At 63.5% G+C, this 20695-nt stretch carries 22 protein-coding genes; 13 read left to right on the forward strand and 9 right to left on the reverse strand.

Annotated elements, in window-relative coordinates:
• The first annotated feature begins 74 nt into the window (after positions 1-74).
• Together dapE and ABVQ20_RS21900 are read left to right on the forward strand one after the other, a co-directional pair.
• The gene (dapE, locus tag ABVQ20_RS21895; RefSeq protein WP_354461551.1) at positions 75-1262 is read left to right on the forward strand and encodes a succinyl-diaminopimelate desuccinylase; all 1188 of its coding nucleotides are present in this window, start codon (positions 75-77) and stop codon (positions 1260-1262) included.
• 6 nt (positions 1263-1268) lie between these two features.
• Positions 1269-1874 (forward strand): transporter, encoded by a 606-nt coding sequence (locus ABVQ20_RS21900; protein ID WP_354461552.1) that lies wholly within the window; start codon positions 1269-1271, stop codon positions 1872-1874.
• Positions 1875-1900: 26 nt separating this feature from the next.
• On the opposite strand, the gene truA is transcribed toward ABVQ20_RS21900, so the two are convergent.
• From truA to def, 4 genes are read right to left on the reverse strand one after another with little or no spacing between them, the layout of a single operon-like run.
• A complete protein-coding gene (gene truA / locus ABVQ20_RS21905) occupies positions 1901-2671 on the reverse strand; it encodes a tRNA pseudouridine(38-40) synthase TruA (protein ID WP_354461553.1) in 771 nt (256 codons plus the stop codon).
• Positions 2672-2688: 17 nt separating this feature from the next.
• Positions 2689-3195, reverse strand: a complete 507-nt coding sequence (locus ABVQ20_RS21910; protein WP_354461554.1) for a GNAT family N-acetyltransferase — start codon at positions 3193-3195, stop codon at positions 2689-2691.
• Positions 3192-4127, reverse strand: a complete 936-nt coding sequence (fmt, locus tag ABVQ20_RS21915) for a methionyl-tRNA formyltransferase (protein WP_354461555.1) — start codon at positions 4125-4127, stop codon at positions 3192-3194. Before fmt ends, ABVQ20_RS21910 begins: the two co-directional genes overlap by 4 nt.
• Before the next feature lie 4 nt (positions 4128-4131).
• Positions 4132-4662 carry a peptide deformylase gene (gene def, locus ABVQ20_RS21920; protein WP_354461556.1) on the reverse strand — a complete coding sequence of 177 codons (531 nt, stop codon included), beginning with the start codon at positions 4660-4662 and terminating at the stop codon, positions 4132-4134.
• 103 nt (positions 4663-4765) lie between these two features.
• Between def and ABVQ20_RS21925 the strand changes: the two genes are divergently transcribed.
• A complete protein-coding gene (locus tag ABVQ20_RS21925; RefSeq protein ID WP_354461557.1) occupies positions 4766-6037 on the forward strand; it encodes a DNA recombination protein RmuC in 1272 nt (423 codons plus the stop codon).
• Between the two features lie 15 nt (positions 6038-6052).
• Here ABVQ20_RS21925 and ABVQ20_RS21930 read toward each other — a convergent pair whose 3' ends face one another.
• The 3 genes from ABVQ20_RS21930 to ABVQ20_RS21940 all read right to left on the reverse strand — a co-directional run bounded on the left by ABVQ20_RS21930 (position 6053) and on the right by ABVQ20_RS21940 (position 8472).
• Positions 6053-6457, reverse strand: coding sequence for a GFA family protein (locus ABVQ20_RS21930; protein WP_354461558.1), 405 nt, complete (start codon positions 6455-6457; stop codon positions 6053-6055).
• Positions 6458-6513: 56 nt separating this feature from the next.
• Positions 6514-7482 carry a cation diffusion facilitator family transporter gene (locus ABVQ20_RS21935; protein WP_354461559.1) on the reverse strand — a complete coding sequence of 323 codons (969 nt, stop codon included), beginning with the start codon at positions 7480-7482 and terminating at the stop codon, positions 6514-6516.
• Positions 7483-7662: 180 nt separating this feature from the next.
• Positions 7663-8472, reverse strand: a complete 810-nt coding sequence (locus tag ABVQ20_RS21940) for a transglutaminase-like domain-containing protein (RefSeq protein ID WP_354461560.1) — start codon at positions 8470-8472, stop codon at positions 7663-7665.
• A gap of 211 nt (positions 8473-8683) precedes the next feature.
• Here ABVQ20_RS21940 and ABVQ20_RS21945 point away from each other — a divergent pair, with 211 nt between their 5' ends.
• Together ABVQ20_RS21945 and sugE are read left to right on the forward strand one after the other, a co-directional pair.
• Positions 8684-8809, forward strand: a complete 126-nt coding sequence (locus tag ABVQ20_RS21945; protein WP_013528464.1) for a hypothetical protein — start codon at positions 8684-8686, stop codon at positions 8807-8809.
• Between the two features lie 221 nt (positions 8810-9030).
• A complete protein-coding gene (gene sugE / locus ABVQ20_RS21950) occupies positions 9031-9345 on the forward strand; it encodes a quaternary ammonium compound efflux SMR transporter SugE (protein ID WP_354461561.1) in 315 nt (104 codons plus the stop codon).
• A gap of 141 nt (positions 9346-9486) precedes the next feature.
• On the opposite strand, the gene ABVQ20_RS21955 is transcribed toward sugE, so the two are convergent.
• On the reverse strand, positions 9487-9915 hold the full coding sequence (locus tag ABVQ20_RS21955) for a DUF6481 family protein (RefSeq protein ID WP_354461562.1): 429 nt from the start codon (positions 9913-9915) through the stop codon (positions 9487-9489).
• A gap of 289 nt (positions 9916-10204) precedes the next feature.
• Here ABVQ20_RS21955 and ABVQ20_RS21960 point away from each other — a divergent pair, with 289 nt between their 5' ends.
• From ABVQ20_RS21960 to ABVQ20_RS21980, 5 genes are all read left to right on the forward strand, one after another.
• Positions 10205-11266, forward strand: coding sequence for an LLM class flavin-dependent oxidoreductase (locus tag ABVQ20_RS21960; protein ID WP_354461563.1), 1062 nt, complete (start codon positions 10205-10207; stop codon positions 11264-11266).
• A gap of 153 nt (positions 11267-11419) precedes the next feature.
• Entirely contained in the window at positions 11420-12586 is a 1167-nt protein-coding gene (locus ABVQ20_RS21965; protein ID WP_354461564.1) for an AI-2E family transporter, read from the forward strand.
• A 70-nt stretch (positions 12587-12656) separates the two neighbouring features.
• A complete protein-coding gene (locus tag ABVQ20_RS21970) occupies positions 12657-13484 on the forward strand; it encodes an arylamine N-acetyltransferase family protein (protein WP_354461565.1) in 828 nt (275 codons plus the stop codon).
• A gap of 3 nt (positions 13485-13487) precedes the next feature.
• Complete coding sequence (locus ABVQ20_RS21975; RefSeq protein ID WP_354461566.1) at positions 13488-14489, forward strand: LLM class flavin-dependent oxidoreductase; 1002 nt, start codon at positions 13488-13490, stop codon at positions 14487-14489.
• A gap of 152 nt (positions 14490-14641) precedes the next feature.
• Entirely contained in the window at positions 14642-15421 is a 780-nt protein-coding gene (locus ABVQ20_RS21980) for an inositol monophosphatase family protein (RefSeq protein WP_435528394.1), read from the forward strand.
• Between the two features lie 34 nt (positions 15422-15455).
• Here ABVQ20_RS21980 and ABVQ20_RS21985 read toward each other — a convergent pair whose 3' ends face one another.
• On the reverse strand, positions 15456-16475 hold the full coding sequence (locus ABVQ20_RS21985) for a LacI family DNA-binding transcriptional regulator (protein ID WP_354462249.1): 1020 nt from the start codon (positions 16473-16475) through the stop codon (positions 15456-15458).
• A gap of 219 nt (positions 16476-16694) precedes the next feature.
• Here ABVQ20_RS21985 and ABVQ20_RS21990 point away from each other — a divergent pair, with 219 nt between their 5' ends.
• Genes ABVQ20_RS21990 through ABVQ20_RS22000 form a run of 3 tightly spaced genes read left to right on the forward strand, consistent with a single transcriptional unit; the run spans position 16695 to position 20562 of the window.
• Complete coding sequence (locus ABVQ20_RS21990; RefSeq protein ID WP_354461568.1) at positions 16695-18284, forward strand: sugar ABC transporter ATP-binding protein; 1590 nt, start codon at positions 16695-16697, stop codon at positions 18282-18284.
• Entirely contained in the window at positions 18281-19597 is a 1317-nt protein-coding gene (locus ABVQ20_RS21995) for an ABC transporter permease (RefSeq protein ID WP_354461569.1), read from the forward strand. The genes ABVQ20_RS21990 and ABVQ20_RS21995 overlap by 4 nt, the downstream gene beginning before the upstream one ends.
• Entirely contained in the window at positions 19594-20562 is a 969-nt protein-coding gene (locus tag ABVQ20_RS22000) for a substrate-binding domain-containing protein (protein ID WP_354461570.1), read from the forward strand. Before ABVQ20_RS21995 ends, ABVQ20_RS22000 begins: the two co-directional genes overlap by 4 nt.
• Positions 20563-20695: the final 133 nt, after the last annotated feature.

Genomic DNA, 20695 nt, shown 5'->3' on the forward strand with positions numbered 1-20695 from the left:
CATATTGTCGGCGCCATCACTGGCCCTCATGTCTGGCCGTGACAGGCCCCGCGCTTTCGACTATCGCTTTTGCCATGACTCTGCCGACCGATCCCGCCGAAAACCTCGCCGCCCTCATTCGTTGCGCTTCCGTGACGCCCGCCGAAGGCGGCGCGCTGACGGCGCTGGAAACAATGCTGAAGCCGCTCGGCTTCTCGGTCGAGCGCCCGGTGTTTTCCGAGGACGGCACGCCGGACATCGAGAACCTCTACGCGCGGCGCTCGGGCAACGGCCCGCACCTGATGTTTGCCGGGCACACCGACGTGGTGCCGGTGGGCGACGAAGCGGCATGGACGCACCCGCCTTTCGCCGCCGAGATTGCCAAGGGCGAGATGTATGGCCGTGGCGCCGTCGACATGAAGGGCGGCATCGCCTGCTTCATCGCCGCGGTGGCGCGTCATGTCGAGCAGAAGGGCGGCCCGAAAGGCTCGATGTCGCTCTTGATCACCGGCGACGAGGAAGGGCCGGCGATCAACGGAACGGTCAAGCTCCTGGACTGGGCCGTTGCCAAGGGCGAGACGTGGGATGCCGCGATCGTCGGCGAGCCCACCAACCCGGACGCGCTTGGCGACATGATCAAGATCGGCCGGCGCGGTTCCCTGTCCGGCAGCATCACCGTCAATGGACGCCAGGGGCACGTCGCCTATCCGCATCTTGCCGACAATCCGGTGCGCGGGCTGATGACGCTGGTCGACGCCCTGCTGCACCCGGTCTTCGACAAGGGAACCAAGGATTTCCAGCCGACCAACCTGGAGGTGACTACATTCGATGTCGGCAATCCCGCCACCAATGTGATCCCGGCCAAGGCAACCGCGACCTTCAACATCCGCTTCAACGACAGCTGGACGGCCGAGACCATCCAGGCCGAAATCCACAACCGCCTCGACCAGGCGGCCAAGCGCAAGAAATACCGGACGGGCAAGAAGACGCCAGTCGACTACGACATCATCTGGCGCGACAGGCCGAGCCATGTCTTCCTCACCCGCGACGAGAAGCTGATCGAGACGCTCAGCGGTTCGGTCAAGGCGGTGGTCGGCAGGCAACCGGCGCTCTCGACATCAGGCGGTACTTCCGACGCACGCTTCATCAAGGACCATTGCCCTGTCGTCGAATTCGGGCTGGTCGGCAAGACGATGCACATGGTCGACGAACGTGTCGCAGTTGCGGATCTCGAGACGCTGACACAAATCTACCTGCGCTTCATCGAAGACTGGTTCGGATAGGACAGCATGCTTTCGGCGGACGAGACACATGCTTCGCTCAACGGCGCCTGGCGGCTGATGCTGGGCAAAACCGATGGGTTGCGCCTGCTTGATCTGTCGGCGGACGGCTTCTGGAATTCCTTCTTCGCCATCGTCGTTGCCGCGCCGGCACTGATCGTCGGCTGGGTCGGCGTTGCCAACGAGATCGGCGATCCCGATGCTTTCGCCGGACGTTTCAGCATGCTGATCCGCCTGGCGACGGTCGACATCGGCTCCTGGGTTCTGCCCCTCGTCGGCTTGGCGCTGGTCGCGCCGCGTCTGGGGGTGGGTGGGCGTTTCGTCCACTATGTCGTGGCCAGCAACTGGGCCTCGGCCATTACCGCCTGGTTGATGCTGCCGTCGGCGCTGATCAGGCTTTTCCTGCCGCCTTCCAACGCGTTTTCCGGCCTTGTTTCACTGTTTCTGTTCGCCCTGTCGATGGTGCTGACCTGGCGCATGACCAATGCGGCCATCGGCAAGGGTGCGGCTGTCGGAACCGCCGTTTTCGTCGGCATGTTCATAGCCTCGCTTCTGGTGCTGTTCGGCCTGCAGTTTTTGCTCGGCATCGACGTGCCCGACTATACGAGCGCCTGACAAGAAACTGCCCGCGCGAGCAGCGTTCAATCCGGGTGGACGCTCTCCGTATCGGGATAATCGACACCCACCAGAAAGAGCCCGTCCGGCGGCGCCACCTGGCCGCAGGCGGCGCGGTCATGGGCGTCGAGGGCAGCCCTGAGTTTGGCGGCGGTCCAGCCACCTTCGCCGACGCGTTTCAGCGAGCCGACCATCGATCGCACCTGATTGTGCAGGAATGACCGCGCCGAGGCGCGGATCTCGATCACGTCACCTATGCGATTCACCTCAAGCCGCTCCAGCGTGCGGACCGGGCTGTTGGCCTGGCACTGGGTCGAGCGAAAGGTGGTGAAGTCGTGCCGCCCCAGCAGCTGTTTTGCCGCCTCGTGCATGGCAGCGGCATCGAGCCGCTTCGGCACCCACCACACCTTGCCCTTGTCGAGCGCGGCAGGCGCGCGGCGGTTGACGATGCGGTAGAGATAATGGCGGCCGGTCGCCGAGAAGCGCGCATCGAAACCGTCTGGTACCGCGGCGGCCCTGAGAATGGCGATGCGGTCGCCGGAAATCTGCAGATGCGCGTTGATGGCGTCGCGTACCTTGTCATTGGGCCACGCCTTGACGAGATCGACATGCGCGACCTGGGCGGTCGCGTGGACGCCGGCATCGGTGCGGCCGGCGGCGCGCAATCTTACTTGCTCGCCGCAGAATTTTTCGACCGCCCGCTCGATCGCCTGCTGCACCGAAGGCTGATCCGCCTGGTGCTGCCAGCCGGCATAGAGGCTGCCGTCATATTCGATGTCGAGGCGAAAACGCGGCATAGGCGATGAGCGCTCGCCTAGGCAGCGAGCGCGGTGAAGGCAGAGGCGTAGACCAGCTTGCCGGCTTCGGGCGCTTCGCCCCATGCCAACGCCTGCAGCGCCTCGCCCTGGTACTCGCTTTCGAAGTGTTCGGCGCGAGCGTGGCTATAGCCGAAACGGCCGTAATAGGTGGGATCGCCCAGCACCACGGCCAGTGTCTCGCCGGCATCCTTCAAGCGGATATGCGCTTCGCGGATCAGCGCACCACCGATGCCGCTGCCATGGAACGACGGCTCCACCGCCAGGGGCGCTAGCGCCACAGCCGGGAAACTCTTGCCGCCATTGCGCACGTAAAGCCGCGAAAACAGGATATGTCCGACGACCTGTCCATCTTCTTCCGCCACCAGCTCAACAACAGCATCGCCGCCGGTGACCAGCGCGTCGACCAGTCCGGCCTCCGCCTGCTGGCCGAAAGCGTGTTCCTCGACGAGGCGAATAGCCTCGCGGTCCCGCGGCGTCGCCGCGCGTATTGACATCATGCTCATGAGAACTTCATTCCTTTTTCGATCTTGGCCCCGCGCAGAAACTCCTGCGCGGCGGCGGGCTTTCCGCCCGCCCGTTGAACTTCGACCAGTCTGATCGCGCCTGCCCCGCAGGCGACCGTCAGCCGGTCATCGAGAATTCCTCCCGACTCGCCGGCGCCTTGCGAAAGCGTCGAGCGAAGCAGTTTCAGCCGCTCCATACGGCCGCCAATTTCAGTCTCCGACCAGGCGCCGGGAAAGGGCGACAGGCCGCGAATATGATTGTGGACTTCGGCGGCAGGCCGTGTCCAGTCCACGCGCGTCTCGGATTTATCGATCTTTCTGGCATAGGTCACCCCCGACATTGCCTGCGTGGTAAATGTCAGGGCGTTCCTTTCCAGCCGCGCCAGCGCTTCCACAATCAGCGCAGCGCCAACATCCATCAGCCGATCATGCAGATCGCCGGCTGTTATATCGGGTCCAATGACCAGTTTTTCAACCATTGCCACCGGACCCGTGTCCAGACCTTCCTCCATCCGCATCACCATCATGCCGGTTTCGCTGTCGCCGGCCATGATCGCGCGGTGGATGGGAGCTGCACCACGCCAGCGCGGCAAGAGTGAGGCATGGCCGTTCAGGCAACCGAGTCTCGGCGCATCGAGAACGGGTTTGGGCAAAAGCAAGCCATAGGCCACGACGATTGCGACATCGGCCTCGACGGCGCGGAACGCGGCCTGCTCGGACTCGCCCTTGAGCGACACTGGCGTGCGTACCTCGATGCCCAGCCGCTCCGCCTCGCGCTGGACCGGCGACGCCGTCAATTCCAGCCCGCGGCGGCCGGCGGCGCGGGGCGGCTGCGTATAGACGGCTGGTATCAGATGCCCGGCTTCAGCGATCGCGCGCAACGTCGGCACGGCAAATTCCGGCGTGCCCATGAAGATGACGCGAAGGGGCATTGCCCTATCCCACCAGTTTGCCCGGCACCTTGTCCTTGGCGAGTTTCTTGAACTTCTTCACCACCATGTCGCGCTTCAGCTTCGAAATGTGGTCGATGAACAGCACGCCGTTGAGATGGTCGATCTCGTGCTGCAGGCACGTCGCCATCAGGCCTTCGGCCTCGATCTCCGCGAGCTTGCCGTCGCGATCGAGATATTTCACCCGGACGGCGGCCGGGCGTTCGACCTCGGCATAATAGTCGGGGATCGACAGGCAGCCCTCCTCGTAGACCGAGCGCTGATCGGCGCTTTCGAGGACTTCCGGATTGATGAAGACATGCGGCGCCGGCGTCTCGTCTTCCTTGGCAAGGTCGATCACCAGCATGCGCAGCGGCTCGCCGATCTGGATCGCCGCCAGCCCGATGCCGGGCGCGTCATACATGGTCTCCAGCATGTCGTCGGCAAGCTTGCGCAAAGCGTCGTCGACGCGCTCCACCGGTTTGGAAAGCTGGCGCAGGATGGGATCGGGAAGGATGATGAGCGGCTTGATCGACATGGCGTTCCACCTAAGACCTCCCGCGAAAAGCGTCAACCGGGGCGTCCGGCTAACGTTCACGTTTTGATCTGTCCGGGCATGCCGAATCATCTATGCTGTCCACATGAATGACCTAGCACCGATCCTTTCGCAGCCCATCGCCCGGCTTGGTGCCACCACGGTCACGCTTGGCCTCGCCCTGGCTTTCGGCGCGATCCTGTTTGTTGGCCTGCTCGTGACGCTCGTCGTCGCGTTGTGGCGGTCAGCCCGGGCGCGGACCATTGCCGCAACGGATGCCGCCGACCTTGCCCGCGATGCCGAGGCCCGCATGGCCGGCATTTTGCAGAGCCAAGCCGAGATGCAGGGCCGCATGGGGGCCATTGCCGAAGTGTTCGGCGCGAGGCAAGCGGAACTGACGCAATCAATCGGACAGCGGCTCGACGCCATGACCGGCCGTATCGGCCAGACCATGACCGAGCAGACCAAATCGACACATGAAAGCCTGGCCAAACTGCAGGAGCGGCTGGCGATCATCGATACGGCGCAAGGTAACATCCAGTCGCTCGCCGGGCAGGTCGTGCAGCTGCAGGCGATCCTCTCCAACAAGCAGACGCGCGGCGCTTTCGGCCAGTCGCGCATGGAGGCGATCGTCGCCGACGGACTGCCGCATGGCGCCTATGAGTTCCAGGCGACCTTGTCGAATGGCAGCCGGCCCGATTGCCTGGTGAAAATGCCGAACAGCGCGCCCTCGCTTGCCATCGATGCCAAATTCCCGCTGGAAGCCTGGAATGCCATCCGCGCCGCCGATGGCGCCGACCTGCAGAAGGTCGCGGCGCAGGCCTTCCGCCGCGACATCGAGATCCATGTCCGCGATATCTCGGAAAAATACCTGATCCAGGGCGAGACGCAGGACACCGCCTTCATGTTCGTGCCGTCGGAATCGGTGTTCGCCGAAATCCACGAGAATTTCGAGGCCATCGTCCACAAGGCGCACCGCGCCCGCATCGTCATCGTCTCGCCGTCGCTGCTGATGCTGTCGATCCAGGTCATCCAGGCGATCCTCAAGGACGCGCGCATGCGCGAACAGGCGCATCTGATCCAGGGTGAGGTCATCCGGCTGATGGAGGATGTCGGACGTCTCGACGAGCGCGTGCGCAAGCTGCAGGTGCATTTCAGCCAATCCGCCAAGGATGTCGACGACATCCTTGTTTCGACGTCCAAAGTGACCAAGCGCGGCCAGAAGATCGAGGCGCTGGAGTTCGGCGCGCAACCCGACGGCGATGCGGGCCAGGGCGCCGCGTCACGGGCTGCCGCTGCAAAGGTCGATGCAGGCGCGCGCACGGCAGATTCCAAAACAGGACAGCTCAGGCTGAGGGTCGTCGAAGGCGACGACTGAACCGCCGGCGGTCCGCTACTGCTCCTCCACGATCGTCGTGCCCTGAAGTTCCGGTAGCCAGTGCAGTGCCGAACGGTGCCAGTACTGCGTTCGGGGAACCAGTTCATCGCGCTGGCGTGCCGTGCCGACCCGGATGCCATAGACCTTCGGCCCATCGCCAACCGATGTCGCGTAGAGATGGGAGCCGCACTCGCCGCAAAAGCCCTGGGCGCGCTTGGCGCCGCTGGACCCGGTCTTGACGTAGACCTTTGGCGTGCCCTTGGTGATCCGGTAGTTCTCCTCGGGCACCCGCACCGATACACGAAAAGCCGTACCGGTCAGCTTCTGGCAGTCCGTGCAGTGGCAGATCGAGGTCTTTTCAGGATCGACCTCGGCCTCGTAAGTGATAGCGCCGCAATGGCAGCCGCCGTCGATTTTCATGTCTGCTTCTCCTCGTCCTCGCAATGATAGCCGGCGTCGGCCGCGCCATGCAATTTTCACCCTGCCAGCTCTTCTCCAGAGGCGGCTTCAATGACCTTGCGCCGTTTCTCCCACGTGCCGCCTGTCTGTGGTTTGACGAACAACCTGGTGATCTCCGGCATCTCCGCTTTCAGCCGCGCCTCGATGCGCTCGACACAGGCCTCGATCTCTGGCGCCGACAGATGATCCTCGAACTCTATGCTAAGGCCCGCAACAATCTCATCCGGTCCCATATGAACTGTCAGCACGCCATTGGCGCGCTGTACCGCCGAATCCTGCTGGGCGATGGCCAGCACTTTCCTCTGCACCTCGGGTGACGCCGGCTCGCCCATCAGCAGGCTCTTGCTCTCGCGTGCCAGGAAGATTGCCGTCGCCGCGAGGATCAGCGAGATACCGACCGAGGCAGCGCCATCGAGCGCCGGCATGTCCAGAAGTTCCGCCGCCAGGATCCCGGCAAAGGCGAAGACCAGGCCCAAAAGCGCCGCACTGTCCTCGAACAGAACAGTATAGACGCTTGGATCCTTGCTCCGGTGTATCGCGGCGAACCAACCGAGCTTGCCCTTGCTCTTGCGGAACTCTTTCAGCGCCACTAGCCACGAGGCGCCTTCAAACAGCGCCGATATCGCGATCACGATGTAGTTGACCTTGGCGTTGACGACCGGTTCGGGCGCCAAAACGTGCACAACGCCTTCGTACAAGGACACGCCAGCGCCGAGCGCGAAGACCAGCAGCGCAACGATGAAGCTCCAGAAATAGAGCTCGCGGCCATGACCCAGCGGATGCGTGCGATCTGCAGGCCGCGCGGCACGATGCATGCCGTAGAGCAGCAGGCCGCCATTGCCTGTATCGACCAGTGAGTGCACGCCTTCCGACAGCATCGCCGAACTGCCGGTGAAGAAGGCGGCGGCGAACTTGGTCAGCGCGATGGCAAGATTGCCGGCGAGCGCCGCGTAGATAACCTTTTTCGAGCCGCCATGCCCGGCCATGCCGTGTCGTCCCTCCGAGGCGCCCAGAGCAATTCCAGGAAAGCGTGAAACGGTCTTCCGTCCGGAATTGCGTCAAAACAAACTCTAGCGGCCCTGCCGCCGATGCTCCACAGGCATCACAACGCGCGAACTGTCGGGACGTTCACGTCGGCGTCAAAGACTTGCGGGCGAAAACGCCGGCTACTCGACGAGTTCGTCGGTCCACACTTTGAAGCCGGCAAGCGTGCCGGGTCCAAAAATATGGGTCAGCGGCACATCGGCGGCATCGCGGCCGGAGGCGATGAGGACGCGGCCGATGCGCGGCGAATTGTTGCGCGGGTCGAAGACATGCCAGCGGCCGCCGAGATAGACCTCCATCCAGGCGGCGAAATCCATGCTCGACCACGGTTTCGGCATGCCGATGTCGCTGATGTAGCCGGTGCAGTAGCGCGTCGGGATGTTGAGCGCCCGGCAGAAGGTGACGGCGAGATGCGCGAAGTCGCGGCACACGCCGCTCTGTTCGCGATAGGCTTCGGCCGCGGTGCGCGTCGGCCGCGCATTGCCATAGTTGAAGATGATATGATTGTGGACGAAATCGCAGACCGCCCGCACACGTGGAATGCCGAGCGGCGTGTGGCCGAACAGCCGCCATGCCTCGGTCGCCAGCAGATCGCTTTCGCAAAAGCGGCTGGGCAACAGGAACAGCAGCGTGTCCGAAGGCAGGTCCCACACTTCGTGCTGCCAGGCCATCAGGTCGCCCATCTCGAAGGTGCCGGGATCGCGGATCACGGCGTCGGTGCCGAAAGTAAACCTTCCCGGCGGAGCGACGAAACGGTTGCACCAGTTGCCGAAACTGTCGCGATAACTCTGGATCGGCACCGGTGGATTGGAGACCAGGAAATCCGGCCGCTCAAGATCGGAGGCGCGGGAATAGTGGACGTTGAGCATCGCGATCAGCGGCGTTTCCTGCGGAAAGTCGAAGCTCATCTCGCAGCCGATATGGATTCGCATTGTCATCCTGACCGGACTGCCCGTTCATCGCCGGCGAAGGCACGATCGATGCTGCAGTGCGAAAGAAGACCATGACACGGACCCGCGTCGTTTGCGAGGGGAATAGAAAAGTCGTTGACGGAGACCGAGCCAAGCCGATGACGGCCAGCAACCTCTTGCGGCGCGGCCAATCTCTTGTTTCACTTCGACATCATCAACGGAGGAACGAATCATGGCTAAAGGCGCGATGAAGGCAGGCAAGGAAGCCCGCAAGCCGAAGAAGGATGCGAAGAAGCCCGCCCCGGCCCCGGCCCTGAAGGCGCCGCCGGTCAAGGCGATGAAGCTCAAGGACAAGTAAGCCGGCCATTTCTTCTACATGCTTTGATCCGAGGCGGCGCATGGGCCCGAAAATCAGACTCTGATTTTCGGAAGCCTTATGCGCCGCTTCGACGTTCGGTGTGCCCCGCCGAAATTGTTGATTGAGCGCGCAAGACCTCCTATATCGACGCGGCGAGGACGGCCTCGCGCTCTCCCCCGAAAACCGGCCGGGACGACCCGCTAACTCAACGGAGCGTTCCAATGTCCTGGATTTTTCTTTTTATCGCTGGCCTGTTCGAAATCGGCTGGGCGATCGGCCTCAAATACACTGACGGATTTTCAAAACCGCTGCCAACCGTTCTGACGGTTGCCTCGATGATCGTCAGCCTTGCCTTGCTCGGTCTGGCGCTCAAGGCGCTGCCAGTCGGCACGGCTTATGCGGTGTGGACCGGCATCGGCACTGTCGGCACGGCACTGCTCGGCATCTGGTTGCTGGGCGAGCCCGCGACCGCTATCCGCCTGGGCTGCATCGCGCTGATCGTCTGCGGCATCATGGGATTGAAGCTCGCGGCGTAACCCCAAAAGGCATGCCCGCGGAAAGATCATGGTCAACCAGGCTGGCCATGATCCTGCCGTGATGGACCGGCTCCAGTTTGGAGCACAAACACGTTCAGGGCCGCTGCAAGGCGACCCTGATCTTTCAACTGCCTGGAAACGCTAGCGGGCGGAGAAGCCCGGAGGCGTCCTGCCGGTGCGCTGCTTGCGCGCCGCATAGCGTGCGTCGCGCTTGGCCTTGCGTTCGGCCTCGTCGGCAAGCAAACGGGCAATGCGCTCGTTCTCATCAGCTTCCCGAAGCCTGGCTTCCGCCTGCGCCGCCTCTTCAGCGGCGATGCGCGCTGCTTCGGCCGCAGCTTCGCGCTCGGCTTTCTCGATCGCCTCGCGTGCCAGCTTCTCCTGCTTCAGCCTGGCCTTCTCGGCCTCACGTATCGCACGAGCCTCGAGGATTGCCTTGCGTTCGGCCTGTCGCGCCAGCACTGCGGGATCATCCGCCGCCGGCTTTGACTTGAAGCGCTCCAGAAGCGCCTTCTTTGCCTCGTTTGCGGCATTGCGCCGCTCGAAAACGTCTTTTTCCCTGTAGATAGCCAAGTCCACTTCCCTGAAGTCAATTCGCGAGGCTTACATACGCCCGAAAACCGAGAGTTCAAGCGCCAAAACGGCATGCCAGCCATGAAATTCTGGGCTGTTGCAGGCGGGAGACGCCTTTTTCGACCGAAACCGACATCCACTGTTCACCGCCGCCCTCTGGCAGCACCGCGGGCGGCTCGCTACCTCTAGCGCGACAAACAAGACACTGGTGTGTCGAACCGGGCATCCGTTCGTCACATCTGCTTCACACTGTGCGAATTATGGGATTCGCCCACCAGGATGATACGACATGGAACTCGGTCTCTACACTTTCGCTGACGTCAGCCCGGAACCGGGCCTCGATGCAGTCGGCCCCTATGAGCGGCTGCGCAACCTGATCGAGGAGGTCGAACTGGCCGATCAGGTCGGGCTCGACGTTTTTGGGCTGGGCGAGCACCATCGCCCCGACTATGCCGCTTCCGCGCCAGTCGTGGCTCTGGCCGCGGCAGCCGAGCGCACCAAGCGCATCAAGCTCACCAGCGCCGTCACGGTGCTGTCTTCCGACGATCCGGTTCGCGTCTTCCAGCAATTCGCGACGCTCGACCTTCTGTCAGGCGGACGGGCCGAGATCATGGCCGGACGCGGCTCGTTCATCGAGTCCTTCCCGCTGTTCGGCTACAATCTCGAGGATTATGACGAGCTGTTCGCCGAAAAACTCGACCTGCTGCTTGCCATCCGCGACAGCGTGAAGGTGACGTGGTCCGGCAATCTGCGTTCCCCGATCAACGATCGCGGCGTCTATCCGCGTCCCTTCCAGGACAGGTTGCCGGTGTGGATCGCGATTGGCGGCACGCCGCAATCGGCCGCTCGCGCCGGCGCGCTCGGCCTGCCCTTGGCGCTTGCCATCATTGGCGGTGAGCCGGCGCGGTTCGCGCCGTTGTTCGATGTCTACCGGGAGGCGGCCAAGCGGGCCGGCAGTGACCCGGCGGGACTAGCCACCAGCATCAATGTGCACGGCTTCATCGCCGAGACGACGGAACGGGCGGCTGATGATTTCTACGGCCCGCAGGCCGAAGTGATGAACCGCATAGGCCGCGAGCGTGGCTGGGGCCTGACGTCGCGGGCCCATTTCGACCAGTCGCGTGGCCCGAAGGGCGCGCTGTTCGTCGGCAATCCCGAACAGGTGGCCGAGAAGATCGTCGCCCAGCACAAGATCTTCGGCAACGACCGATTTCTGTTGCAGATGGCGATCGGCACCATGCCGCACGCCAAGATCATGAAGGCGATCGAACTCTACGGCACCAGGGTGGCGCCGATCGTGCGCAGGGAAACGGCAAAGGCCACTCCCGCCGTGGCCGCCCCGGCCGCCTGATTTCAGCACGGCGCGCCAGATAGCGCGAAGCGCTCTGGGAGGGACGTGGGAACAAGACCACGTCCCAAGCCGGCTCATGGAACCTTGCAAGGAATGTCGCGTTTTGACGCAAGCCTGTCACGCGTCGACACGCGATGGGCCGCGAGGGGTACCATGAAAGCTGAATCCGCGGCCCCGGGGGCCGGAACCCATATTTCCGAGGACGCCCGGGGCGAGGCGCGCGCGGACATGCAGCTGATGCGTTCGCTGCTCATCGGCATATTCATCTTCATGGCCATCTACGCGCTCGACTTCGCCAAGGCCTTCTTCATGCCGGTGATCCTGGCGTTCCTGCTGGCGCTGACGCTGACGCCGATCGTCCGCTTCCTGCGCAAACGCGGCATCCCCGAAGCGCTGTCGGCGACGCTTCTGGTGGTTCTGTCACTCTTCATCGTCGTCAGCGCCGGCTATCTCCTGAGCGGCCCTGTCATCGATCTGATCAACAACACCTCCACGATCGGCCAGCAATTGACGGAGCGCCTGGCGCAGCTGCGCCGTCCGTTCGAGAAGATCATGGAGATTTCGCACCAGCTGGAAGGTTTGACCGAGACAACTCAGGAACCCGGCATCCAGAGGGTCGCGATGGCGCAGTCCGGCATTCTGTCCTCGGCAGCCAGCAATGTCCTGTCGGCGGGAACAAGTTTTACCATCATCTTCGTACTGTCGCTGTTCCTGCTCGCCTCGGGCACGATGTTTTATGAAAAGATCATCCAGTCCTTCACCAGCCTGAGTGAGAAGAAGCGGGCGCTGCGCGTCGTCTTCGACGTCGAGCGCGAAATCTCGCACTATCTGCTCACCGTCACCATCATCAACGCCGGGCTTGGCACGGTCATCGGCCTTGGCCTGTGGGCGCTCGGCATGCCCAATCCGCTGGTATGGGGTGCTGCCGCGGCCCTGCTCAATTTCCTGCCCTATGTCGGCGCGCTGATGACGCTCGTGCTTGTCGCGGTCATCGCCCTGATCAGCTTCGACACGATCTCCTATGCCCTGCTGGCGCCGGCCTTCGTGCTGCTGTGCGACATCATCGAAGGCCAGTTCGTGACGCCCATGGTGGTCGGCCGACGCCTCGAGATCAACGCGGTGGCGATCTTCATCGCCATCGCCTTCTGGTCATGGCTGTGGGGCTTCGTCGGCGCGTTGATGGCGGTGCCGCTGCTGGTCGTCATCAAGGTGTTCTGCGACCATTTCGACGGACTGACCCATGTCGGCAATTTCCTGGCCGCGCAACAGACGGCCGTGGTCGAGGACGAGCCCGTCGAAGAGGCCCACAAAGCCGGATAGATCGGCACCGGTTGTTTGCGAGGCCCGGACCGAATGCCTATATCGAGCCGGTCACAGTCCGGATCCCCCCATGACCGATGCCGTCTTCGATATCGACGCCTATTTCGCCCGCATCGGCCACACCGGCGGGAGTGACGCGTCGCTGGCAACGCTGCAGGCGCTGCATCGGCTGCATCCGCAAGCGATCCCCTTCGAAAACGTCGATCCGTTCCTGGGCCAGCCGGTTCAGCTCGACCTCGCGTCGCTGCAGAAGAAAATCATCGCCGATCGCCGGGGCGGCTACTGCTTCGAACATAATCTGATTTTGATGCATGCGTTGAAGGCACTCGGTCTTGAAGTCAGCGGCCTTGCCGCACGCGTGCTATGGGGCCAGCCTGAGGATGCCGTCACCGCGCGTAGCCACATGCTGCTGCGTGTCGAACTCGGCGGCCGAACCCATATCGCCGATGTCGGCTTTGGCGGGATGACCCTGACCGCGCCGCTGCTGCTCGAACCGGGCTTGGAACAGCAGACGCCCCATGAAACGTACCGCATCGTAGAGACGGGCGACCATTTCCGGCTGCAGGCCAATGTTGGCAGCGATTGGCGCACGCTCTACCGCTTCGACATGCAGCAGCAGTATGAGATCGACTATTCGGTCGCCAATTACTTCCTGTCGACTCATCCGACCTCGCATTTCCTGTCCACCATCGTCGCGGCGCGCGCCTTGCCCGACCGGCGCTACGCGCTTCGCGGCAACCGGCTGTCGATCCATCATCTTGGTGGCCGCACCGAGCAGAAGGAGCTGACGACAGCTGTCGAGCTGACGGAGACGCTGGAGCATCTGCTCGAGATCATCATCCCAGACCGTGCGGCCTTCGAGGCCAAGCTACGGCAGAAGAAAATCGTGGAGACCTAGACAATGGCCGCTCTTTCCGTTCTCGACCTGTCACCGATAGTCGAAGGCAGCGATGCCTCGCAGTCGCTGGCCAATTCGCTCGACCTTGCCCGCCATGCCGAGCGGCTGGGCTACAAACGCTACTGGCTGGCCGAGCACCACAACATGCCCGGCATCGCGAGTGCTGCCACGGCGGTCGTCATCGGCCATGTCGCTGGCGGCACGAAGTCCATTCGTGTCGGCGCCGGTGGCATCATGCTGCCCAACCATTCGCCGCTGGTCATTGCCGAGCAGTTCGGCACGCTGGCGGCTCTTTATCCCGGCCGTATCGATCTCGGCCTCGGCCGCGCGCCCGGCACCGATATGGGCACCGCACGCGCACTGCGCCGCAACCTTGAAGCGGGCGTCGACAATTTCCCGCAGGATGTCATCGAGTTGATGGGCTATTTCCAGCCGGCCGAGGAGGGCCAGCGCATCCGCGCCGTGCCCGGCGAAGGCCAGAACGTGCCGGTCTGGATACTCGGCTCCAGCCTCTATGGCGCGCAGCTTGCCGCCATGCTCGGCCTGCCCTACGCCTTCGCCTCGCATTTCGCGCCCGCCGAGCTCGACCAAGCGCTCGACACCTACCGCTCGCGGTTCCAGCCGTCGGAACAGCTCGACAAACCCTATGTCATGCTCGGCCTCAATGTCTTTGCCGCTGCCACCGACGCCGAGGCGCGGCTGTTGTTCACCTCGTTGCAGCAGGCTTTCGTCAATCTGCGCACCGGCCGCCCCGGCAGGCTGCCGCCACCCGTCGAAGGTTATGAACGCGACCTCGACCCGATGGCCAAGAGCATGCTTGGCCAGGCGCTGTCCTGCGCCGTCGTGGGCTCCCCCGAAACAGTCCGGCAAGGCATCGACGCCTTCGTGCGGCGCACCGGCGCCGACGAGCTGATGGTCACCGCGCAGATCTTCGACCATGCCGCCCGCTTGCGGTCCTTCGAGATCCTGGCCGACGCTCACAAATCCCTGGCGCAAGCCGCCTAACTATTTGTTTTCCTGCAATTCCGGGCGCGGAGCATTCGCTCTTTTTCCCGGAATTGCTTCAGGACACTTTTGCCGACGGCATCCTTTTGCTAAGGGCGGAACATCTCCCTCAAGATCGAGTCCCGCCTGTGAAAAATGACCATGACGCGCGAATGCTATTCGCCATCGAACTGGCGCGCCGCGCGGGCGAACTCGGGCTGAAGTATTTCCGCGACCTCGACAGCCTGATCATCGAGAGCAAGGGCCATCAGGACCTGGTCTCGGATGGCGACCGCGAGGTGGAGCTGTTCGTGCGCGCCGCGATCGCCGCCGAATACAAGCAGGACGGCATCGTCGGCGAGGAACATGCCAGCGTTGCCGGATCGACGGGATATGTCTGGGTGATCGACCCTATCGACGGTACGGCCAACTTCGTGCGCGGCATTCCGGCCTGGTGCGTGGTGATTGCTTGCGCCAAGGATGGAGAGACCGTCGTCGGCGTGATCCATGAGCCTTCGACCGGCGAGACATTCCATTGCCGGCGTGGCGGCGGCGCCTTCGTCAATGGCAGGCCGATCAAGGCCAGCATCGCCGCCAGCCTCGAGGACGGCTCGGTGGGAACCGGGTTTTCGAACCGGGCGGAGGCCGACAATATCGGCGTGCTGATCCGCCTCATCCTGGCCGAAGGCGGCGTCTTCTTCCGCAATGCGTCGGGCGCGCTGATGCTGGCCTATGCGGCCGCCGGCAGGCTGCTTGGCTATGTCGAAGAGCACATGAACGCCTGGGATTGCCTGGCCGGCCTGCTGCTGGTCGAGGAAGCCGGCGGCGCGATCGTCAAGCCCGATCCGAAGACGGTGCTGCAGGACGGGACCATGGTGATCGCCGGTGGAAAGGACATCTTTCCGAAACTGCGGGAGCTTTGTTCAGGGGTGTTCGCGGCTTCGTCATCGTAGGGTCAAGCCCGAGGATGACGAGCGCGAAGAGGAACTACGCGCTCGCGCTCTGCACCATTGTCCCCAGCGGGCGGCATGAATTGCGAATCATCAGGCGGCCCTTGAGGACCAGCTTGCGCGGCGGCGCGTCCCTGTTGCCGGCGAGACGGTCGAGCAGGAGATTGGCCGCCTGTTCGCCGATCGCCTGCACCGGCTGCGCCACGGTGGTCAGTTGCGGCTGAAAGACATCCGACCACGGGAAATCGTCGAAACAGGCAACCGAGATATCATCCGGGCAGGACAGGCCGATGTCGCGGATCGCCTTCATGGTGCCGATCACCATCGGATTGTTGGCCGAGAAGATCGCGCTTGGCCGATCGTGCGAGGACAGCAATTGCATGGTGGCGTTGTAGCCGTCGATCTCGTGGAAATTGCCTGAGCGAATCAACTCCTCGGCCACCGGCAGGCCGGCTGCGTGAAGCGCCTCGCGATATCCCGTCATACGGTCATGCATGGGCGAAATGTCGGATGTTCCGGTGATGTAGCCGATGCGCCGATGGCCGAGATTGATCAGGTAGGTGATGGCGTCGAACACCGCGCGCTGGTTGTCGAGGACCACCGTGTCGGTGTCGACACCCTCGCAGACGCGGTCGAGCAGCACGACCGGCACATTGGCGTCATCGACGATCCCCTTGAGGATCGCGCCGTCGCCGACGCGGGCCACGATCAGACCGTCGACCATGCGGTCGAGCAGCAGCCTGATCTGGTCGTCCTGGGTGTTCAGGTCCTCGTCCGTGCAGCACAGCATGACGGCATAGCCGGCGCGGTCGAAGGCCTGCTGTATGACCGAGACGACGTCGGTGAAGAACGGGTTGGTGATGTGCGGCACGGTCAAGCCGATGGTGCGCGTCGTGCCCATCTTCAGGCTGCGGGCGATCGCGTTGCGCTTGTAGCCGATGTCGCGGATCGCCTGTTCGATGCGCTGGCTAAGCTCCGGGCTGACGGTCGCCGTGCCGTTGATCAGCGCCGACACAGTGGCGACCGAGACACGCGCCGCTTCAGCCACATGAAGCATGGTGGGGGCGGTGGATTTCCGCTGCCTTGTCCGTTTGGATGCTGCCATTTCGAAACGTTTCGCCACCCTTCCGTACGCTATACCTACGGAATAGCGCGGTTTTTCGCAAGAATTGAAATGGGTCAATCCTGGGTTATCAGATATCGGCTTGACACGATCGAAACGTTTAGATTAGCGTTTGAGGACGTTGACGACGACGGAAGGGAGGCCGCCATTGTCATGGAACACAGCCGTTCCCTTTCCTCGCAGCACAATGCCGCAGCGCCGGATCGTTCGGACACGGTTCTGAGCGCGGAGCATATTTCCAAGAGCTTCGGCGGCATAGCAGCGCTTACCGACGTTGGCTTCAACCTGCGCCGCGGCGAGGTCCACGCCCTGATGGGCGAAAACGGCGCCGGCAAGTCGACGCTGATGAAGATCCTTTCAGGTGTCTATACCGGCTACGAAGGCACGGTCCGCATCGACGGCCGCCCGGTCAGCTTCGCCGGCGTCCGCGACGCCGAGGATGCCGGCATCGCCATCATCCACCAGGAACTCAACCTGGTTCCCGAGCTCAGTGTCGCCGACAACATTTTTCTCGGGCGCGAGAAGCTGATCGCCGGGCTGATCGTCGATCGCAAGGCGAGCAGCCGTGCCGCCGCCGCGCTTTTGCAACGGCTTGGCATCGAACTCGATCCGGAGGCGCGGGTCGGCTCCCTGCGCGTCGGCGAACAGCAATTGGTCGAGATCGCCAAGGCGCTGTCGATGTCGGCGCGCATCCTGATCATGGATGAGCCGACCTCGGCGCTGTCACCGGCCGAATGCCAGCGGCTGTTCCGCATTATCGGCCAGCTTGCCGAAAGCGGCGTCGCCATCGTCTACATCTCGCACCGCATCGACGAGGTCATGCATCTGGCCGGCCGAGTCACCGTGTTCCGCGACGGGCGCCATGTGCTGACCGAACCGATGGCCGAGTTGGACGAGAATGCCATCATTTCGGCGATGGTCGGGCGGGACCTGCTCGCATCCTCCCAAGACGAGCGGGGTCCCCGCGGCAAGACCGTGCTTTCGGTCAGCAACCTGTCGCTGGCGAAGTCCGACCGCCAAGGCTGGCGAGCGGTGATCGACGGCGTCAGCTTCGATCTTGCCGCAGGCGAAATCCTTGGCATTGGCGGGCTGCTGGGCTCGGGCCGCACGGAAATCCTGGAAGCGATCTTCGGTTCCAGCGACGGCAGGACCGGCGGCGAAATCCGGCTCGACGGCGCGCCCGCGGATATCCGGTCGCCCCGCGACGCTAGGCGGCTGGGCATCGCGCTGGTGACCGAGGACCGCAAGACGCAGGGACTGCATCTGCAGGCATCGATCACCGACAATGTCGCGCTGCCGCTTGTCGGCGCGCTGGCGCGGTTCGGAATCCGATCAATAGCCGGCGAACAAGGCTTGGCGCGGCACGCGGTGAAGGCGCTTGGCATACGCTGCGGGACCATCGACCAGCCGGCCGGCACGCTGTCCGGCGGCAACCAGCAGAAGGTCGTCATCGGCAAATGGCTGGCGACAAGGCCGAGAGTGTTGTTGCTGGACGAGCCGACGCGCGGCATCGATGTCGGCGCCAAGCGCGAGATCTACGACCTCATCTTCAAGCTGGCACGGGACGGGCTTGCCATCGCCGTCATCAGTTCCGAACTGCCGGAACTGCTGCATCTTTCCGACCGCATCCTGGTGATGGCCGACGGCCGCCAGACCGGCATTCTTTCCCGCGAGGCGGCGAGCGAAGAGGCGATCATGCGCCTCGCGGCGCCGCGCCGGACGATCTCGAGACCAGCCGCATGAATGCCTTGAAACTCCTGTCCCGGACCAAGCTCTATTGGGGCCTGATCGCCATCTTCCTGATCGGCGTGCTGGGATCGCCGATCAGTTCCAAGGGCAACAACATTTTCCTGTCCTACGGCAACCTGCTCGACGTGCTGCGCCAGGTGTCGACAACCGGCCTGATAGCCACCGGCATGACGGCGGTGATCATCACCGGCGGCATCGACCTTTCCGTCGGCTCGCTGATGGCGATCTGCTCGGTGGTCTGCGCCATGCTGCTGACGGTTCCCGGCGTCACGCCGGCGGTGGTTCTGGGCGTGCCGACGGTCGCCGTGGTCGCGCTCTGCCTCGGTTTCGTCGTCACCCGCTTCATCTTCCTCAACCTTGCAAAATCCCGCGCCGGCGCCGACGCCGTTCGCGACGTCAGGCTGGATGGCGTTCGCGGACTGGTCACGCCCGGCATCGTCGGCGTGATCCTGTGCTGCCTTGCGCTGTGGTTCCTGCTGCCGCAGATCGAACCGAAATTCGGCGTGCTCGGCGTGCTGCTGGTGGCGCCATGCGTCGGCCTGCTGTTCGGCGCGCTCAACGGCTTCATTATCGTCGCCGGGCGGCTGCAGCCCTTCATCGTCACGCTGGCGATGATGGTGACGGCGCTCGGTATCGCGCGGCTGACCGCCGGCCAGAACAATGCGGTGCTGCCGGTCTATACCGGCTCGAACGCCACCGCCGATTTCGAGATGCTGCGCTCGCTGGTGTTCGGCGTGATCCCGATGCCCGGCCTGTTCTTCCTCGGCGCGATCCTGATCTACGGCGCGGTGCTGCGCTTCACGCCCTTCGGCCGCTATGTCTATGCCATTGGTGGCAATGAGGAGGCAGCGCGACTTTCCGGCATCGCCGCCGGCCGCGTGAAAATCGTCACCTATGCCGTATCCGGACTGCTCGCCGGCATCGCCGCCGTGCTCTATGTGGCGCAGTACCGGCAAGGCAAGCCCGATGCCGGCGCCGGGCTGGAGCTCGATGCGATCGCCGCCGTGGTCATCGGCGGCACCAGCCTGATGGGCGGACGCGGCAGCCTCACCGGCACCTTCTGCGGCGTGCTGATCTTCGGCCTGCTGTCCAACATCCTGCAGCTTCACAACATCAATTCAAACCTTCAGCTGGTGCTGAAGGGGATGATCATCATCGGCACCGTGCTCGTGCAGGAGCGCAACGCCGGTGATCTCCTGGCCTATCTGCGCCTGCCCGGCGGACAAGCGGCGCACAAGGAAACGACCGCGACAAAGCGGCCGTCACAAGAGACCCCGTCTCTGAATCTTGGAGGAAACAAGAAATGAAACGACGTGACATGCTGAAGCTTGCCGCCTTTGGCGCGGCACTGCTGACCACGACCGCGCTGCTGACCACCGGCAACGCCTATGCGCAGGACAAGAAGTGGAAGATCGGCTTTTCGCAGGTGACCACCATCGAACCTTGGCGCGCCCAGTTCAACAAGGACATCCTGGCCGAAGCCGCCAAACACCCGAATGTCGAGCTGATCGTCACCGACGGCGAGGACAAGACCGAGAAGCAGGTCGCCGATGTCGAAAACCTGATCCGCCAGGAAGTCGACGCGCTGCTGATCTCGCCCAAGGAGTCGGCCGGACTGACCGGCGTCGTGCAGCAGGCGATCGACGCCAAGATCCCGGTCTTCGTGCTCGACCGCAATGTCGACACCAAGGACTTTACCCAGTTCGTCGGCGGCGACAACAAGCTGATCGGCCGCGCGGCCGGCGAATATGCCGTCGAGCTTTTAGGCGGCAAGGGCAAGGCATCAGGCAATGTCGTCGAGATCTGGGGCGGCATGGGCACCGAGCCGGCGCATGACCGCCATGACGGCTTCCATGAATTCACCGACAAGGAGCCGGGCATCAAATACCTGCTCGATCAGCAGTCCGGCGACTGGAAGCAGGACCAGGCCTACAACATCATGGCTACCGCGCTGCGCAACAACGAGAAGATCGATCTCGTCTACGGCCACAACGACCCGATGGCCTATGGCGCCTATCTCGCCGCCAAGGATGTCGGCCGCGAGAAGGACATCAAGTTCATCGGCATCGACGGCCTGCCCAATGAGGGCGTGCAACTGGTCAACAAGGGTGAACTGACGGCGACCTTCACCTATGTGACGCCAGGCGCCGAAGGCCTGCGGCAGGCGATCAAGTTCCTGAACGGCGAGAAGGTGGAAAAGACCATCACCTTGCCGACGCAGAAGATCACCAAGGAGAATGCCGCGCAGGTGCTGAAGGATAACGGCCTCTGAGGTTTTCGCCGGAGACAAGCGCCAGAGGGGCATAGCTTAGCGCTGCCCCTCATCCCCCTGCCAGGACCTTCTCCCCGTAGAACGGGGAGAAGGGAGACGGCCGCAACGCCGGCGTCCTTTTGCGATGCTGAAA

This window comes from Mesorhizobium shangrilense (assembly GCF_040537815.1).
GTDB classification, from domain to species: domain Bacteria; phylum Pseudomonadota; class Alphaproteobacteria; order Rhizobiales; family Rhizobiaceae; genus Mesorhizobium; species Mesorhizobium shangrilense.